The organism is Demequina soli, assembly GCF_000971195.1.
Lineage (GTDB): Bacteria > Actinomycetota > Actinomycetes > Actinomycetales > Demequinaceae > Demequina > Demequina soli.
In genome coordinates this window covers 91114-107578 of sequence record NZ_BBLZ01000001.1, presented here as the reverse complement: position 1 = coordinate 107578, position 16465 = coordinate 91114, and the positions used below count along the sequence as shown (strand labels likewise).

The 16465-nt window shown below is 73.7% G+C and carries 20 protein-coding genes; 9 read left to right on the top strand and 11 right to left on the bottom strand.

Translation table 11 applies throughout. The features are described from left to right. Positions 1 to 92 precede the first annotated feature (92 nt). Entirely contained in the window at positions 93 to 563 is a 471-nt protein-coding gene (locus AOM04_RS00530) for a hypothetical protein (RefSeq protein WP_062460730.1), read from the top strand. Here the strand turns inward: AOM04_RS00530 and AOM04_RS00525 are convergent. From AOM04_RS00525 to AOM04_RS00515, 3 genes are read right to left on the bottom strand one after another with little or no spacing between them, the layout of a single operon-like run. Beyond that, a complete protein-coding gene (locus tag AOM04_RS00525; protein WP_062460727.1) occupies positions 560 to 3514 on the bottom strand; it encodes an AAA family ATPase in 2955 nt (984 codons plus the stop codon). The genes AOM04_RS00530 and AOM04_RS00525 overlap by 4 nt on opposite strands. Then, the gene (locus AOM04_RS00520; protein ID WP_062460724.1) at positions 3511 to 4707 is read right to left on the bottom strand and encodes an exonuclease SbcCD subunit D; all 1197 of its coding nucleotides are present in this window, start codon (positions 4705 to 4707) and stop codon (positions 3511 to 3513) included. Before AOM04_RS00520 ends, AOM04_RS00525 begins: the two co-directional genes overlap by 4 nt. Positions 4708 to 4765: 58 nt before the next feature. Beyond that, on the bottom strand, positions 4766 to 5581 hold the full coding sequence (locus tag AOM04_RS00515) for an alpha/beta fold hydrolase (RefSeq protein WP_062460721.1): 816 nt from the start codon (positions 5579 to 5581) through the stop codon (positions 4766 to 4768). A gap of 177 nt (positions 5582 to 5758) precedes the next feature. Here AOM04_RS00515 and AOM04_RS00510 point away from each other — a divergent pair, with 177 nt between their 5' ends. Next, the gene (locus AOM04_RS00510; protein ID WP_062460718.1) at positions 5759 to 5956 is read left to right on the top strand and encodes a hypothetical protein; all 198 of its coding nucleotides are present in this window, start codon (positions 5759 to 5761) and stop codon (positions 5954 to 5956) included. A 152-nt stretch (positions 5957 to 6108) separates the two neighbouring features. Here the strand turns inward: AOM04_RS00510 and AOM04_RS00505 are convergent, their stop codons facing one another. The 3 genes from AOM04_RS00505 to AOM04_RS00495 all read right to left on the bottom strand — a co-directional run bounded on the left by AOM04_RS00505 (position 6109) and on the right by AOM04_RS00495 (position 7472). Further along, positions 6109 to 6471: a VOC family protein gene (locus AOM04_RS00505; RefSeq protein ID WP_062460716.1), complete on the bottom strand. Its 363-nt coding sequence runs from the start codon at positions 6469 to 6471 to the stop codon at positions 6109 to 6111. 64 nt (positions 6472 to 6535) lie between these two features. After that, entirely contained in the window at positions 6536 to 6907 is a 372-nt protein-coding gene (locus AOM04_RS00500; RefSeq protein WP_062460713.1) for a hypothetical protein, read from the bottom strand. A gap of 88 nt (positions 6908 to 6995) precedes the next feature. Beyond that, positions 6996 to 7472: a CoA-binding protein gene (locus tag AOM04_RS00495; RefSeq protein WP_062460711.1), complete on the bottom strand. Its 477-nt coding sequence runs from the start codon at positions 7470 to 7472 to the stop codon at positions 6996 to 6998. 162 nt (positions 7473 to 7634) lie between these two features. Here AOM04_RS00495 and AOM04_RS00490 point away from each other — a divergent pair, with 162 nt between their 5' ends. Both AOM04_RS00490 and glpK read left to right on the top strand, forming a co-directional pair. After that, entirely contained in the window at positions 7635 to 7835 is a 201-nt protein-coding gene (locus AOM04_RS00490; RefSeq protein WP_062460708.1) for a hypothetical protein, read from the top strand. Between the two features lie 48 nt (positions 7836 to 7883). Then, positions 7884 to 9392 (top strand): glycerol kinase GlpK, encoded by a 1509-nt coding sequence (glpK, locus tag AOM04_RS00485; protein ID WP_062460706.1) that lies wholly within the window; start codon positions 7884 to 7886, stop codon positions 9390 to 9392. Here the strand turns inward: glpK and AOM04_RS00480 are convergent, their stop codons facing one another. Next, a complete protein-coding gene (locus tag AOM04_RS00480) occupies positions 9393 to 9983 on the bottom strand; it encodes an LbetaH domain-containing protein (RefSeq protein ID WP_156160544.1) in 591 nt (196 codons plus the stop codon). It lies immediately after the preceding gene. A gap of 328 nt (positions 9984 to 10311) precedes the next feature. On the opposite strand from AOM04_RS00480, the gene AOM04_RS00475 reads away from it, so the two are divergent. The 4 genes from AOM04_RS00475 to AOM04_RS00460 all read left to right on the top strand — a co-directional run bounded on the left by AOM04_RS00475 (position 10312) and on the right by AOM04_RS00460 (position 12406). Further along, a complete protein-coding gene (locus AOM04_RS00475) occupies positions 10312 to 10575 on the top strand; it encodes a hypothetical protein (protein WP_062460703.1) in 264 nt (87 codons plus the stop codon). A gap of 67 nt (positions 10576 to 10642) precedes the next feature. Then, positions 10643 to 11104 (top strand): hypothetical protein, encoded by a 462-nt coding sequence (locus AOM04_RS00470; RefSeq protein ID WP_062460700.1) that lies wholly within the window; start codon positions 10643 to 10645, stop codon positions 11102 to 11104. Further along, entirely contained in the window at positions 11104 to 11613 is a 510-nt protein-coding gene (locus AOM04_RS00465) for an aminoacyl-tRNA deacylase (protein ID WP_062460697.1), read from the top strand. Before AOM04_RS00470 ends, AOM04_RS00465 begins: the two co-directional genes overlap by 1 nt. A gap of 19 nt (positions 11614 to 11632) precedes the next feature. Continuing rightward, a complete protein-coding gene (locus AOM04_RS00460) occupies positions 11633 to 12406 on the top strand; it encodes a DUF6226 family protein (protein ID WP_062460694.1) in 774 nt (257 codons plus the stop codon). 1 nt (position 12407) lies between these two features. On the opposite strand, the gene AOM04_RS00455 is transcribed toward AOM04_RS00460, so the two are convergent. Further along, complete coding sequence (locus AOM04_RS00455; RefSeq protein ID WP_062460691.1) at positions 12408 to 13001, bottom strand: dienelactone hydrolase family protein; 594 nt, start codon at positions 12999 to 13001, stop codon at positions 12408 to 12410. Positions 13002 to 13121: 120 nt separating this feature from the next. Here AOM04_RS00455 and AOM04_RS00450 point away from each other — a divergent pair, with 120 nt between their 5' ends. After that, positions 13122 to 14816: a cation:proton antiporter gene (locus AOM04_RS00450; RefSeq protein WP_062460688.1), complete on the top strand. Its 1695-nt coding sequence runs from the start codon at positions 13122 to 13124 to the stop codon at positions 14814 to 14816. Between the two features lie 6 nt (positions 14817 to 14822). Here the strand turns inward: AOM04_RS00450 and AOM04_RS00445 are convergent, their stop codons facing one another. From AOM04_RS00445 to AOM04_RS00435, 3 genes are read right to left on the bottom strand one after another with little or no spacing between them, the layout of a single operon-like run. Further along, positions 14823 to 15551: an anti-sigma factor gene (locus AOM04_RS00445; protein WP_062460685.1), complete on the bottom strand. Its 729-nt coding sequence runs from the start codon at positions 15549 to 15551 to the stop codon at positions 14823 to 14825. Continuing rightward, positions 15548 to 16174 carry a sigma-70 family RNA polymerase sigma factor gene (locus AOM04_RS00440; protein WP_228373568.1) on the bottom strand — a complete coding sequence of 209 codons (627 nt, stop codon included), beginning with the start codon at positions 16172 to 16174 and terminating at the stop codon, positions 15548 to 15550. The genes AOM04_RS00445 and AOM04_RS00440 overlap by 4 nt, the downstream gene beginning before the upstream one ends. 28 nt (positions 16175 to 16202) lie before the next feature. Further along, complete coding sequence (locus AOM04_RS00435; RefSeq protein ID WP_156160543.1) at positions 16203 to 16454, bottom strand: hypothetical protein; 252 nt, start codon at positions 16452 to 16454, stop codon at positions 16203 to 16205. Between the last annotated feature and the right edge of the window lie 11 nt (positions 16455 to 16465).

The window sequence follows — 16465 nt, the reverse complement described above, 5'->3', positions numbered from 1 at the left end:
CTGGCAGGGATCTCGTCCGTCGTCAGCGCTTGACGCGGGCCGCCGGCGGCGACAGGGTGACCCGCGTCGAGCCGAATGCGAGAGGACCCCCGATGACCGGATGGCTGCCTGAGGGCTTCGAGCACCCGCTGCGTGTGTCCCTCACCTCCGACGCCCACGCGCGCCCGATCAGCCCCGACGATCTCGCGATCGACATGCCGGCCGTCATGGGGAGCCAGGCGATGCTGTGGGCCAAGTACGGCGCCGCGTGGGGCTGGCCGCCCGCCGACATGAGCGCCGAGGCCGACCGCGCCGACCTCGCGCGCCACGCGGAGGAGACGGTCCGTCACGAGTCCTTCAACTACGCGATCCTCGCGGCCGACGAGTCACGCCTGTGGGGCTGCCTCTACATCGATCCCGCCGAACCGGGCCCGGATCTCGAGGCGCCCGCCGCCGACGTCTCGTGGTGGGTGGGCGTGAACGCGCCGGTCGGCCTGGACGATGCGGTGCGCGCCTTCGTGCCCGCGTGGCTCGATCGCTCGTGGCCCTTCGCGACGGTGCGCTATCCCTTCGGCGAGCTCTAGCCCTCCGCGCCGGTCCTGACCGCCACGCGGCTCGACCCGTCCGCCGCCTTCGTCACCTCGAGCTTGGCCGGGATGGCCTCCTTCATCGCCTCGACGTGCGAGATGAGGCCGACGGTTCGACCCGCGTCCCGCAGGTCGTCGAGCGTCGACATCGCGATCTCGAGCGTGTCCCCGTCGAGCGAGCCGAAGCCCTCGTCGATGAAGATCGTGTCGAGCTGGATGCCGCCCGCCGCCGCCGTCACCGTCTCCGCGAGCCCCAGCGCCAGCGCGAGCGACGCGAGGAACGTCTCGCCGCCCGACAGCGAGCGGGTCGACCGCGACTGCCCGGTGTGCGCGTCCGCGACGCGCAGCTCGAGCCCGGTCTGCCGATTGCGGAACTGCGCCGAGTCGTCGTACTCCAGCAGGTACTGGCCGTTCGACATGACCACGAGCCGCGCGTTCGCGGCCGCCACGATCTCCTCCAGCCGCGCCGCCAGCACGAACGACTCCAGCCGCATCCGCCGCTCGTTCGGCGGGTTGCCCTCGAGCGTCGCCGCGAGCGTCTCGACCACGGCGTGCCGCTCGCGCGCCTCCGCGGTCTCGGCCGCCTTGTCGCGGTAGCGCGCGGCGAGCGCCGCGAACTGCGTCGCCCGGCTCTCGGCGGCGGCGTGCGTGCGCGCCGCCTCCTTCGCCGCGGCGTCGGCCTCCGTCGACGCGGCGACCAGCGCCGCGAGGTCGGCCGGCTCGGCCGGCAGGTCGGCGCTCGCCAGCTCCGCGACGACCGCCCTGGCACCCGCCAGATCCGACTCCCGCGCGACGATGCGCGCCTCCAGCTCCGCGAGCTCGCCCGCCGGGAGCGTCGCCGCCCGCGCCTCGTCGGCCTCGGCGAAGCCCGCCTCGTCCAGCGCCGCGGCGAGCGCCGCGCGGGCGTCGGCGTCGGCGCGCTCGGCCGCGTCGAGGGTCTCCGTCGCGCGCGCGACCGCGTCCACGGTCGCCGCCTCCGCGTCCAGGGTGGCCGCGCGCGCCGCCACCGTCGGGTGCTCGCCCCGCGCCTCGGTGGACGATGCGCGGGCCGCCTCGAGTGCGGCGCCCGCCTCGGCCGCGCGCGCCTGCGCCGACTCGACGCCGGCCGCCTTCACCGCGAGATCCTCCTTGAGCGTGACGGCGAGCGCGTCGAGCGACGCCAGCTCGGCCTCGACGCTCGCCTGCGTGGCGGCGCCCTCGGAGGCGAGCGCGACCGCCTCGCGTGCGCGGGTCAGCTCCGTGGCGGCTGTGTCGCGGGTGCCCTCGCCGGCCTCGGTGCGGGCAACCTCGGCGGCGGTGTGCGCCTCGGCGGCTGCCGCCTGCGCTCGCTCGAACGTCGCGGTCGCGGCCTTGGCGGCGGCGTCCGCGGCCTCGACCTGGTCGTCGGTCACATGCTCGTCGGTGGGTCGGGCGGGCGAGGGGTGGGCGGTCGCGCCGCACACCGCGCACGGCTCGCCGTCGACGAGTGTCGCCGCCAGGTGCGCCGCCTGCGAGCGCACGCGGCGCTGGAGCAGGGCGTCGTGGAGGTCGACCGCCGTCTTCCGCGCGCCGGACTCGGTCGCCTCGCGCTCGCGAGCGGTGGCGAGGGCCGCGTCGAGCGTGACGAGCCGCTCGTGTGCCGCGACCGCCTTGCTGGCGCGCGTCACCGCGGCCTCGAGGTCCTCGAGTCGGGCGGCGGCGGTCGCCACCGCGCCGAGCCTCTCGCGGAGCTCGCGCTCGCGCTCGGGCAGGGCGTCGATCCGGGTCTGGGTGGCGTCGCGCGCCGCCGTCGCGGAGGCCGCACCGGCGGTCGCGGCGGTCGCGGCGGCCGCCCGCGCGGGCAGCGACCGTTCGGCCTCGAGCGCGGTCGCGAGCGATCCGCGCTCGGTGGCGAGGGCGCTCGCGCGCTCGCGCAGCTGGTCGATCGTGGCGTCCGTCAGCGAGTCCGCACCCGCGAGGGCCGTGCCGCGGGCGGCCCGGGCGTCCGACAAGGCGCCGGCGGAGCGGGCCGTGGCCGCGAGCGGCGCGGCCGCAGGTGCCGCCCTTCGCGCGAGGTCCCGCCGGGTCACGTCGTCGGCGTGCGCCTCGGCGCCCGCCTCGAGCTCGGTCACCCGCGCCCGGGCCGTCGCGAGCCGGGTGCGCTCGGCCTCGACGCGACGCGCCTCGACGAGGGCCTCGCGCGCGGCCGACGCGGCGGTGCCCGCCGTCTCGGACGCCTCGGCGAGGGTAGCCGCGGCGGCGCGCAGCGCATCGTCCACCGTGAGGAGCCACGCGTCGCCCTCGCCGGTGCCGGGCGCCTCTACTCCGGCGACGGTCGCGGCGTTGCGCAGGACCACCTCGAGCTCGGCGTCGGCGGCCTCGATCGCGCGGTACCGCGTGCGTGCGAGGTCGCGAAGGGACGCGGTGAGGTCCTCGAAGCGCTGGGTGCCGAAGAGCGAGCGCAGCAGCTTCAGCCGCGAGTCGGTCGACGACTGCAGGAACTCCGCGAACCGGCCCTGTGCCAGGAGGATCACCTGCAGGAACTGGTCGGAGGTCAGCTGCATGATGCCGCCGATCTCGTGCCCGACCTCGCGCGGTGCCATCGCGATCGGGTCCCAGTCGCCACCCTCCCATCGCCATAGCTTGGCGGCCGGCTTCTCGGTGGTGGTGCCGGTCCCGCGCGCCTTGGGCCGCTCGAACTCGGGGGAGCGCGTGATCTTGTACCGCGCGGTGCCGACCTCGAACACGAGCGTCACCTCGGTCGGGTCGTCGGGCGTGCAGAAGTGGCTGCGGGCGGTGGACCTGGTGCCGTCGTAGCGGGGCACGTCGCCGTACAGCGCGAACGTGATCGCGTCGAGGATGGTCGACTTCCCGGCGCCGGTCTTGCCCGTGATGACGAAGAGGCGGTCGGCGTCGAAGGCCGTGAAGTCGACGTCCTGGCGTGCGAGGTAGGGCCCGAAGCCCTCGAGCGTGAGGCTGATCGCCTTCATCGGGTCGCCTCCTTGGCCTCGAGCGCGCCGAGGGCGTCGGCGATCAGCGCGTCCTCGCCCTCGCTTGCCCCGTGGCCGTTGCGCGTGAACTCGAGGAACGCCTCGACCAGCTCCGCGTCGGACTTGCCGCGCGTGCGCTCGGAGTAGGTGGCGGTGCCGTGGTCGGCGACGTTCGCGGGACGATGCGTGAGCGTCACCGCGTGCGCGTACACCTCCTGGATGCGGCGCATCGCGTCGCGGGGGCGCAGGTCGTCGGTGAGCACGACGTCGACCCAGGCATCGACCGCCTCGGGGTGGGCGCCCGGGGCGAGGAGGTCGTCGAGCGTCCCCTCGAGCCGGACGGCCGCGCGCGGGGTCGGCAGCTCGAGCCACTCCACCGCGGGCTCGGTGCCGGGCGCCCCGATGTCCACGATCCACGCGCCCTTGGCGCTCGCGATCTCCCCGAAGGAGAAGCGCAGCGGGGCGCCCGAGTAGCGCAGGCGCGGCGCGAGGGCCGCGCGCGAGTGGATGTGGCCGAGCGCGACGTAGTCCGGCCCGTCGAACGTCGCGGGCGGCACCACGTCGAGGCCGCCGCGGGAGATGTCGCGCTCCTCGGCGCGGCCGGAGTCCTCGACCGTGTCGTGGGTCTCGCCGGCCTCGCCGGAGCAGAACGTGTGCGCCGCGACCACGTACCGGGGAGGGGCTCCCGCGGTCCGGGCCGCTGCATCGTCCCTGATCAGGTCCATCGCGAAGGCGTGCGCGGCCGCCTGCGTGGTGCCGGTGAAGGCCGGGAACGCGGCGCGCAGGAACTCGGGATGCGGGTAGGGGATGCCATAGACGAGCACGTCGCCGTCGGCGTCCGGGATCACGACCGGCGTGGCGAGCGCACCGAGGTCCGCGAGCACGTGCACGCCGCCGAACGCCGCGAAGCGCGCCATGTGGCCCAGGCGCGCGGGCCCGTCGTGGTTGCCGGACGTGAGGATCACCGTCGCGCCCGCCTCGCGGATCGCCGCGACGGCGTCATTGAGCATGGTGAAGGCCTCGCCCTTGGGGGTCGAGGTGTCGAACACGTCGCCGGCGACGATCACGGCGTCGATGCGGTGCTCCTCGACGGCGCGCGCGATCGCGGCGAGCACGATCGCGAGGTGCTCGTCGGTCGAGTGTCCGTGGAACGTGCGGCCGATGTGCCAGTCGGAGGTGTGGAGCAGGCGCATGCCGCGAGACTAGCGGCGGGGTGTGACAGCGGTCGGCGGCGACGATGCGAGACGGGAGTCAGCCCGTGAGGAACTCTCGGATGGCGTCCGCGAGCTCGCGCGGATGCGTGAGGGCGAGCGAGTGGTCCGCGCCGGGGATCGTGACGCGCGTCGCCCTCGGGAGCCAGGCGGCCAGCGCCTCGATCTCGTCGGCGAACCACGGGGTGCTCGCGCCGCCGCCGAGCGGAAGCGTCGGCATCGTGATCCGCGCGGCGTCGTCCTCGTCGAAGTCGGCGCGGAGCAGCGTCGGGATGTCGCACGTGAGGAACTGCGCCGCGTCCGCGATGAACCTGTCGTGCGAGCCGGGGAGCAGCTCCTCGAGGTCGATGCTCCACAGCGGTCCCATGAGCGTGGTCATGAACCGCGCGCCGGCCGCGGCGACGCCATCGCTCTCCGTGTCCGCGACGACGTCGCGGCATGCCGCGCGGAAGTCCTCGACGTACTGCCCGTGCAGCGCGGGCGGTTCGATCGCCACGACGCGCTCGACCCGATGGGGCGCATCGGCCGCGGCCTGGAGCGCGACCAGGGCCGAGTAGGAGACCCCGACGACGGTGGCCTGCTCGACCCAGAGCTCGTCGAGCAGCTCGACCACGTCGCGCGCCTCGTGGCGGATCGAGCCGAGTGATCGTCGGCGGTAGGAGGCGATGCGCAGGGAGCCATCCGTGGCCAGCAGACGTGCGACGGGCAGGAGCTCGTCGGGGGTGAGCGTCGAGCCGACGAAGACCACAGTCGGCGCGTCGGACCGCGCGGGCCAGCCCCCGGACCAGACGTCGTGCTCCACGCCGAGGAGCTCGACGGAGACCCAGCCGTCGTCGTGCTCGCGTCCCGTCGGCATCGTGCGAACCCCCTCCCGCCGGCGCACGGCTCGTGCCGATGCCCTCGCGACGAACCTACGCCGGGGATCCGTCCTCCCACCGGTCGTCCACAGCCCGCCGCCCCCACAAGTGGTGGCTTGTCCGCCCGGCTCCGCGGGGCGACCGTGGACGGAGTCCTCCACCCCTCGGGAGTCGTCATGTTGGAGCTGCTGCGCGCCGTGCTCGCGGTCATCGCCGTCTTCGTCGGCGCGATCGTGCTCGCGACCCTCGGCTCGCTCCTGCTGCACGGCATGCCGGTGGTGGTCGTCGCGCTCGGCGTGGCCGTCGCGACCCCCGGCGCCGTGCTGGCGTTGCACCGACTGATGGCGGGCAGCGGCCCGCGCCGCCTCGCCTGAACCGGGGCGCGCATCGTCCCGTTGCGCCTCTCCACACGACGCGCGCGATGTGAACGTTCTCCGCTGCACTTCCCGTCGCGAACCGGGAGTTGAGGGAGGGCGACTGCCATTCCTGTGTGGAGAGGTGCAGCGCCGGGGCGGGGCCCGGCGCCTCAGACCTCGGTGATGCCCTGGTAGAGCCCCACATCGTTGCCGTCGGGGTCGCGGAACGCGGCCCACCAGCTCGTCGGGGTGATCTCCGACTTCGGCCGGGTGACGGTGCCGCCGTTGGCGACCACGAGGGCGAGCGTGTCGTCGATCTCGTCGACCTCGACGTACGACCGCGGCTGGGTGAACTCGCCGTCGCGCGGCGCGAGCCCACCCCCGCTGATCTGGTTCGGTGCTCGCCACATCGGGTAGTCCTCGAAGCCCGGCGGCGCCGAGATCTGCCATCCGAAGAGCGTCGAGTAGAAGCCCTGCGCCGCCGCGAGGTCGGTGACCGGGATGTCGATGTGGGTGATGTCGCCGTGAGCCATGATGCGCCTCCCGCCCACGAGTCTCGCTCCGCACGCGGCGCGGGACAAGGGATGCGCCCGAGAATCAGACGCGGGGGAGGTCCCCGCCGTCCGTGTCGGCGGCCGAAGCGGCGGGGGCCGGGACGTCGTCGTCCTCGATCGCGCGGGCGATGCGCTTGGAGTACCGCGCCTGCAGCCCGAGGTTGACCATGATGCCGCCCGCGACGCGGAAGCCGACCATGACGGGGATCGCGCCGACCCCTCCCGCGAGCGCGCCGATGAAGAACGCGCCCCAGTGGAACAGCCGCGCGGGCTCGCCCCACTCGTTGAGGCCGTCGACGGCGAAGATGCTGCCCGCGACGATCCCGGTGCTGAGCATGGCCGCGAACACCCACGCCCACATCCACACGTTCTCATCACCGAGGTCCAGCTGGATGTCGTCCTTCAGCGCGCGCATGCCTCGACCGTAGCGACGCCGCGTGCAGCCGCGCATGCCCCCATTTATGGGGGAGATCGCAGCGATACCTGCACCTTCGCGCCCGGATTCACACCTTTCGGGGCACGTTGCCCGACATCTTCAGAAAGGTGCACATGACCTTGTGGCCGCCGTCGGCCGTGGGGCCGAACATGCACGGACACCCGCCGTCGATCACGTGGATGCCGTGCTCGCGTCCCCAGGCCGCCGCCGCATCGTCCACGCTGCCGCCGCCGGGCCCGCGGTGCATCCACACGTCGGTGATGCCGAGCGCGTGCGCCTCCTTCATGGAGTCCATCGCGCGTTCGGGGCGGGTGCCGATGACGACGGCCTCGACCCCGCCGGGCACCGCCGCGAGCGACGCGTACGCCGGCACGCCCTCGACCGTCTCGGCGTTCGGGTTGATGGGGAAGGCCTCGTAGCCGCGCTCGCGCAGCCGCTGGAACACGGCGTTCGAGCCATGCGATCCGGGGGTCCGGGACACGCCGGTGACGGCGATCCGCGTGTGCTGGAGGAAGGCCTCGGCGGCCTCCTTGATGCCGGTCATGATCCGCTCCTTCCGGGGGGATGGGAGTGGGGACCTCCCTCCATGGTCCGCCCGGGCACGATGCGCGGCAAACGCTCCGCTGCCCCCACAAGTGAGGTCTTGAGACAGGCCCGCGGGCGAGGGAGTCTCGACGGCGGACGGGACCGCACGCGGGAGGCGACGATGGACGGGCACAACCGCTCGGTGGCGATGGTCAACGGCGTGGCGCTGCTTGCGCTCGCGGTCACGGCGTGGTTCATGTGGCTCTTCCGCGGGCTCCCGGGCTCGGACGACGGGCTCGATCAGCTCGCGGTGACGCTCGGCGTGATCTTGCCGCTGTGGGCGGTGGGCCTCGTGCGGGCGGTGCGGGCGCGCCGCCACTGAGCCTCACCTAGCAGGACGTTCGCCCGGCGAGCGCGTAGGTTGAGCAGCATGGCGCAGCACATCATCGCGATCGACCAGGGCACCACGTCGACCCGCGCGATCGTGTTCGACCACGATGGGCGCATCGTCTCCCAGGGCAATCGCGAGCACCGCCAGATCCTGCCGCGCGCCGGCTGGGTGGAGCACGACCCGGAGGAGATCTGGACCAACGCGCGCCTGGTGGTCGGCGAGGCACTCTCGCAGGCCGACATCACGCGGCACGACATCGCCGCGGTGGGGCTGACCAACCAGCGCGAGACCACCATCGTGTGGGACCGCGCGACCGGCGAGCCCATCCACCCCGCCATCGTGTGGCAGGACACCCGCACGCAGCCGATGGTCGACGCGCTCGCGCACGACGGCGGCGTCGACCGGTTCCGCGACATCACCGGGCTGCCGCTCGCCACCTACTTCTCCGCCACCAAGATCGCGTGGATCCTCGACCACGTGCCCGGCGCGCGCGACGCCGCCGAGTCCGGCGAGCTCGCCTTCGGGACGCCCGACACGTGGCTCGCGTGGAAGCTCACCGACGGCGCGGTCCACGTCACCGACGTCACCAACGCGTCGCGCACCCTGCTGATGGACCTGCGCACCCTGGAGTGGTCCGACGAGATGCTCAACATGTTGAACATCCCGCGCGCGCTGCTGCCCGAGATCCGCAGCTCGTCCGAGGTTTACGGCCACGTCGGCGGCCACTCCCTGCTGCGCGAGGTCCCCATCGCGGGCATCATCGGCGACCAGCAGGCCGCGACCTTCGGCCAGGCCGCCTTCCACGAGGGGGAGTCCAAGGGCACCTACGGCACCGGCGCGTTCCTCCTGGTCAACACCGGGTACGAGCCGGTGCGCAGCGATCACGGCCTGCTCACCACCGTGGCGTACCAGCTGGGCGGCGGCCGCCCGCACTACGCGCTCGAGGGCTCCATCGCGGTCACGGGCGCGCTGGTGCAGTGGCTGCGCGACAACTTCGGCACCATCCAGGAGGCCGGCGACATCGAGGCGCTCGCGGCGACGGTGCCCGACAACGGCGGGGCGTACATCGTCCCCGCGTTCTCGGGCCTGTTCGCGCCCTACTGGCGGCCCGACGCGCGCGGCACCGTCACGGGCCTCACGCAGTACGTGACCAAGGCTCACCTCGCGCGCGCCGTGCTCGAGGCCACCGCGTTTCAGACCCGGGACGTGGTCCGGGCGGGGGAGGCGGACGCGGGCGTGCCGCTGCGCGCCCTCAACGTCGACGGCGGCATGACGTCGAACGAGCTGCTCATGCAGTTCCTCGCGGACGTGCTCGGCATCGACATCGTCCGACCCGCGATCACCGAGACGACGGCGCTCGGGGCGGCCTACTGCGCGGGCCTCGCGGTCGGCTTCTGGGCCGACCAGGACGAGGTGCGCGACCAGTGGCACGAGGCGCGTCGCTGGCACGCGACCATGCCGCGCCGCGAGTCGGAACGGCTCTACCGCAACTGGCGCAAGGCCGTCGCCCGCTCGCTCGACTGGGTCGACGAGGACGTCGAGGGCTGACTACGCCGGGCGGTCCCCGTCGCGGAACCGCGGTCCGGAGTCCTGCGCGGGGTTGCCGGAGACGATGCGCCCGGCCGGGACGTCGCGCATCACCACCGAGGCGGGGGAGACCAGGCACGAGCGGCCGAGCGTGACGCCGCCCGTGACGATGCACCGCGACGTCACCCAGGCGCCCGGCTCGATCACCACGGGGCGCGTGATGAGGGCCATGTCGCGGCGGTGGGCGTGGCTGCCCGTGGTGATCATGGTGTCCTGCGACACCACCACGTCGTGGCCGATGGTGACGTCGTCCTGGTTGTGGATCCAGACGCCCTCGCCGATCCAGCAGTCGTCGCCGACCGTGAGCTTCCACGGGAACTTCACGCGCGTGCGCTGACGGAAGATCACGCCCTCGCCGATGGTCGCGCCGAACGCCCGCAGCGTCGCCACCCTCAGGCGCGACGACGGCTGGACCGCGTTGGTCACGAGCAGCCACTCCGCGAGCATCCACGCCGCGACCTGCCACGCGGGCCGCCCCCACGCCGCGCGCTCGCCGGGGGCGTCCTTGAGAGGGATCACCGGCGTGACGTCCACGCCCTTGTCCATGTCCATGCCCCGGCCCCCTCCGCGTTCCATCCGACCCGCCGAGCCTAGCGCCAGCGGTCCGCGGGCGAATCGTCGGGGCCGCCTCCACACCCCGCGTGTTTTCCGCGTCTTTACCTGTGATTGGAATGACCGTAACCGTGCTCCGGTTGCGCGAATCATGGCCATGGCGTCCCATGGGAGATGGGGGTAAATCGTGACAGTTCCGCACATTTCGGTCGGCACCTGGGGCCTGCGACACCCCGTCCCGTTGGGCGGGCGCAGGCCCGTTCGCACGCGTTCGCACGCCCGGACCCGCGGCCGGGCGGTCGGCGCCACCGGGATCGCCTGGATCGACGTGGTCATCCAGCTGTTCATGGGCGCCGCGATCCTCTACGCGCTGTGGTGGGTGGTCACCTTCGGGGTGTTCCACAAGGGCGTCGAGGCGTTCTCGCACTGGTACGTCACGGACGTCGCGCCGAGCTTCGCCGCCGGCACCTCGCCGGTGCTGGTGGGCAGCGAGTTCACCAACGGCTTCTTCGCGCCGCGCCCCGAGCCGCCGGCCTCCCTCACGTGGAACGGCCCCGCCGCGATGGACTACCTCGCCCAGTACGGGGGCTGAGCGCCCGACCCGTCCCCCGCATCGTCCCGTCGCGCTAGCGTGGGGGCACCGCGAGAAGGGACTCACGATGTTCACAGGGCTCACCCCCGAGCTGTGCGCCCAGGCCTGGGACCTGGTGCGACCCGCGATCGAGAGGGCCGCCGCGACCGGCGTGATCCGCGACGCGGTCGGCGACCTGGTGGTGATGGACCCGGCGAGGCCGGGCACGATCCTGTGGACCGGGAGCATCGGCGACACCGAGGCGAAGACCTACGGGTACGCCGTCGCCAAGGCGAAGGTGGCCGAGCGCACCGGCCTCGACACGTCCCGCGTGCGGATGGACCAGCCGCACCTGTACACGGCGGGCGACATCGTCTACCCGGGCGGCGTGGTCCGCCACGGCATGGTCGCGGCGTTCTCCGGCGTCGAGGGCGAGGCGGACGAGATGATCGCCGAGTGGTTCATCGGCGCCGTGAGGGGCATCGCCCGGCTCGCGTTCGTCTCCCCGCAGGGGCCCGACGCGACCGGCACGAAGTACGTGGGCGACTGATGGCCGCCCCCGACACCCCGGCCCTGCGTGCGCTCGCGGACCTGGGCCTCGAGCACGAGGTCACGGTCCACGGGCCCGTCCGCTCGCTCGAGGAGGCCGCCGAGGTGCGCGGCCTGGACCCCCGCCAGATCCTCAAGACGCTCGTGGTGCGACGCGCCGAGGGCCAGTACCTGTTCGTCCTGGTGCCCGGCGACCGCGAGATCAGCTGGCCCAAGATGCGCGCCCTGCTCGACGTCAACCGCATCTCGATGCCGGACAAGGGCGTCGCGCGCGAGGTTACGGGCTACGAGCGCGGCACCATCACTCCGTTCGGCTCGCTGGGCGACCCCGCGACGGGCCGGCCGTGGCCCGTCATCGCCGACGCGCTCATCGTGTCCCGCGAGGGCCCGGTGTCGATCGGCGCGGGCGCGCACGGCGTCGCCGCGACCGTCGACACGCAGCAGCTGGTCGAGGCGCTCGACGCGCGAATCGCCGACGTCACCGAGCCGCTCACGCCTCGCGGCGCCTGACGCCTTGTAGCCTGCAAACGTGTACGTCAGACCCGAGCTTCCGGATCTGGTCTTCACCGACCCGGACGGCAACGCGATCCCGTACGGCTCCCGCTGGGGTGTCGACGGGCCTCCCGAGCGCACCTACTCGCGCACGCGTCATCCCGAGCGCTTCGCGCCGCTCGTCGACGTCGCCGACGCGATCGTCGACCACCTCGAGCGCACGTACGACGTGGACGTGCGCCGCACCGAGGGGCTGCCGGACGATGCGCCGGACACCGTCCGCAGCGCCGAGCAGGGCCAGGTGCGCGTCGTGCGCGCCGTCACGCTGCTGCCGCGGCTGGCCGGCTGCGCGCCGCTCGTGATCGCCGAGACGACGTTCCCGTCGATCGTCGTCGCCATGGGCGCCGCCGGCGAGGCACGGGCCCCCGAGTGCGGCTGCGACGCGTGCGACGAGACGCTCGCGGACAGCGCGCAGGCCCTCGAGGACCTCGTGTTCGCGGTGGTCGACGGCCGCTTCCAGGAGCGCTACTCATGGACCGACGGCATCGAGATCACCATCGTGGGCGGCGCCGCCGCCAACTACAGCCGCGAGCCGCGCCACGCCGCCGACAAGGAGCGCATCGACGCGCTCAAGCAGAGCCAGCGCGTGCGCCACGGCGAGCGCTGGCTGCCGTGGCCGCCGCGCCGCGACGACATCGACGGCCTGTGGGATCCCGAGCCCGAGCCGATGCGCCTGTGGACCCGCGAGGAGCGCGAGGCGGTGCTCGACGCGGCCCTCGAGCGCGTGAGAAGGATGCTCCGCAGCGCCTGAGTCAGACCATCTGGCGGGCGCGGAGGTTCTCGTCGAGGTCGGCCAGCCACGCCGTCGTGCGCGCCTCGAACAGGTCCGCCGCATCGGCGTCGTAGTCCGCGAGAGAGCGGTCCATGAACAGGTGGTCCTTGCCGGTGTAGCGGTAGATGCGCGCGTGGGGCGCGTGATAGAGCAGCGCCTCGACCTCGTGGGGGTCGATCCACTCGTCCGGGTCGGCCAGGTGGACCTGGAGGGCCACCTCGTGGCGCCACACGCCGCCCAGCGCGGCGGGCGGCAGCGCACCCCCGACCAGCAGGCATGCCCGGAAGCGGCGGCGGTCCTGCGCGAGCAGCTGCGCCTGCATGGCCCCCAGCGAGTAGCCGATCACCACGTCCGCGCTGCGATGACGCCGCGCCGCGCTGTGCGCGGCCTCCTGCAGCGCATCGTGCCCGACGGCCTGGGCGAACTTCACGCCGTCATCGGGGTTGTCGAAGGTGGTGCCGGCGTAGCAGTCGGGGCAGTGGACCGTGTGGCCGTCCGCACGCAGGCGGTCCGCGAAGGCGAGGAGCCCTTCGGTGAGGCCCATGGCGTGGTGGAAGAGGAGGATCTCGGCCATGGTTCATCCTCTCGCCACCGACCGCCCCGCGCGACCCGAGGCCGTCGCGCCGCTCGCGCGACGGGTGCCGTCGATGGTTGGCTGGGGGCACGGGCGGTCGCCCGCTGCCAGGGAGGTCGCATGGATGAGGTGCTGCTGCTCGCCGTGATCGGGGTGATCGCGATCGTGGGGGTCAACTCGATCGCGCCCCGCCTGCGTGTCGCGGCGCCGCTGCTGCTCGTGCTGCTCGGGGTCGCTGTCAGCCTCATCCCCGCGGTGCCCGAGGTCGAGGTCGACCCGGACCTGATCCTCCTGGGCATCATCCCGCCCCTGCTGTACTCGGCGGCCGTGTCGCTCCCGGCCACCGAGTTCCGCCGCGACTTCCGCTCGATCAGCAGCCTCTCGATCGCGCTCGTGCTCGTGAGCGCGATCCTCATGGGCTTCTTCTTCATGGCGCTCATCCCCGGCATCGGGTTCGCGATCGGCGGCGCCCTCGGCGCGGTGGTGAGCCCCACCGACGCCGTCGCCGTGCAGATCATCAAGAAGCTCGGGGTGTCCCCGCGCGTGGTGACCGTGCTCGAGGCGGAGTCGATGTTCAACGACGCGACCGCGCTCGTGCTCATGCGCACGATGGTCGCCGCGGCCGTCGCGACCATGAGCATCGGCGCCGCGACCTGGGACTTCGCGAGCGCCGTCGTGGTCGCCGTGGTGGTGGGCCTGGTCGCGGGCGAGCTCAACGTGCGGCTGCGCCGCTGGGTGCCCGGCGCCGCCAACAGCACCGCCATCAGCTTCGTCGCGCCGTTCCTCGCGGCCGTGCCGGCCGAGCTGCTCGGCGCGTCGGGCCTCGTCGCCGCGGTGGTCGCCGGACTCGTGGCAGGCTACCGCGCGCCCCTGTACCTGCGCCCCGCCGACCGGATCTCGGAGCGCGCCAACTGGCACACCGCGGAGCTGATCCTCGAGGGCGTGGTGTTCCTCCTGCTCGGCCTCGAGCTCACCACCCTCGTGACGGACGTGCACGAGACCCACGGCTCCGTGTGGAAGGCGGTCGCGCTGGGTGTCGCCGCGCTCGCCGCGGTGCTCGTCATCCGCGTGCTCTACGTGGCGCCGCTCATCCTCGCGGTCGGCCGCCGCGCCCGCACGGTCCGGGCACGCCAAGAGCGCGTCGAGGGGCTCGTCGAGCGCGCCGAGGCGCACCCGGACCCCGCGAAGCGGGAGGCGTTCGCGCGCCGCGTCGAGCAGCACACGGCGTACGCCGACTACCTGGAGAACCGGCCGCTGGGGTGGCGCGAGGGCGGCGTGCTGGTGTGGGCCGGCATGCGCGGGGCGATCACCGTGGCGGCCGCGCAGACGCTGCCCTCGGACACGCCGCTGCGGTCCACGCTCGTGCTCGTGGCGTTCGTGGTCGCGGCCGGGTCGCTCATCCTCCAGGGCGCGACGCTGCCGTGGGTCGCGCGCAGGCTCGGCGTGACGGGGGAGTCCGTGCACGACGAGCGGGACCGCGTCGAGCTGCGTGACCTGCTCGCCGGCGTCGCCGACGAGGTCCTCGCGGACGAGTCGCGCCGCGACCGCGACGGGCACGAGTTCGACCCGCGCATCACGGCGGCCGTGCGCCGCGCGATCGTGCACGCGCGCGCCGAGGACCAGGAGACGCTCGACTACGGCGCCCAGTTCCTCGACCTGCGCCTCGCGATCATCGAGGCGCAGCGCGAGCGGCTGCTCGAGGTCCGCGCCGTCGGCACGTACGGCTCGGAGGCGCTGGGCGACGCGATGCGCGTCCTCGACGCCGAGCAGATCTCCGTCCAGCTGCGCGGCGCGCACCCCGACGGCGACGACTGACCCTCCCTAGAGCGCGACCTCCGCGATCGGGTCCGACGACGGCTCCGTCGAGCCGCCGTGCGGCTCCTCCGTCACCGCGAACGCGGCGACCCCGTCCATCGACATGTCCATCACCGTCATGAACGACCCGTCGGAGCCGGGCATGAACGTCGGCCCGGCGTGCATCGAGCCGTCGTCCATCACGGCCCACAGCTGGTACTCCATGCCGGCGTCGGGCATCGGGACGTGGTCGCCCATCGCCGCCACCGAGCCCATGCGGTCGCTCATCACCAGGTGCGACGCGCCCAGCGACAGGTCCATCGCGTGCGCGTCGGGCGCCGTGGTCACCATCATCACGTCCTTCTCGAGCGCGAGCTGGTGCTGGCGCTCGCTCACGAGCGTCGAGCCGACCAGCCCGCCCACCGCGAGCACGAGCGCCGCGACGGCCGCCACCGCCATGCGTGTCCACCAGGGACGATGCGCGGGTGCGGGCGGCGCCTCGGCCGCCGGCGCATCGTCCACCGCGGGCGGGACCTGCGCGGTGCGCCCGACCTCCTCGAGGACGCGGGCGCGCAGCCCGGCCGGGGCGGGGGCGTCGGCGGCGCCGGCAAGCGTCGCGGTGGCCTCGCGCAGGCCGGTCAGCTCGAGGCTGCAGTCCTCGCACCCCCCGAGGTGCGCCTCGAACTCGGCGCGCTCGGCGGGCGTCACCGCGTCCACGGCGTAGGCGCCGATGAGGGCGTGCACGTTGTCGGTCATCGCGTCGCCTCCCAGGTGTCGCGCAGCCGGATCACGGCGTCGCGGATGCGCGCCTTCGCGGTGCCCAGGGGGATCCCGAGCGACTCCGCCAGCTGCCGGTTGGTGTAGCCCTTGAAGTACGTGAGCTCGAGCGCCTCGCGCTGGAGCGGGGTGAGCGTCGCCAGGCCCCGGCGCACGCGCGCTGCGCGCCACTGGGCGTCCATCGTCTCGACCACGGTCTCGGGCTCCTCCACGGTCGCGGTGTGGCGTGCGCCGTGGGCGAGCAGGCGGTCCGCGTGGGACTGCTCGGAGCGCACCCGGTCGACGGCGCGGCGGTGGGCGATGGTGAGGACCCAGGCGCGCGCCGAGCCTCGGTCGGGCCGGAAGCGGGCGGCCAGGCGCCACGCCTCGACGAGCGCCTCCTGCGCGACATCCTCCGCGAGCTGCGGGTCGCGGACGATGCGCAGGGCCAGGCCGTGCACCGTGCCGGCGAGGGCGTCGTAGACCTCCTCGAACGCGGCCTGATCGCCGCGCCCGGCGCGGACGAGCGCCGACCCGAGCGGGTCGAGCCCGTCGGCGTCGGGGGCGTGCGGGTCACCGTCCGCGGGCACCGCCCGCAGCGGGTCGCGCCGCCGTGCGCTCACCTGGACCTCCGCATCGTCCCCGGGCCCGTCAGCCCTCGTCGTCCATCATCGTCGAGCCGTCCGACATCATCGTGTCGGGGCTCGGCGACGTGCTCATCATGTCGTCGCCGCTCATGCTCGAGTCGTCCGACATCATCGGCGACGGGGACGTGCTGTGCTCCATCATCGTGTCGCCCGTCGGGGACGTCGACGAGGACGGGGTCGTGTCGCCGCACGCGGCGAGGGCGGTCGCGGCGAGCAGGGCCAGGCCCGGCACGGCGAGGGTGCGCATCCGATTCATGATTCCTCCCT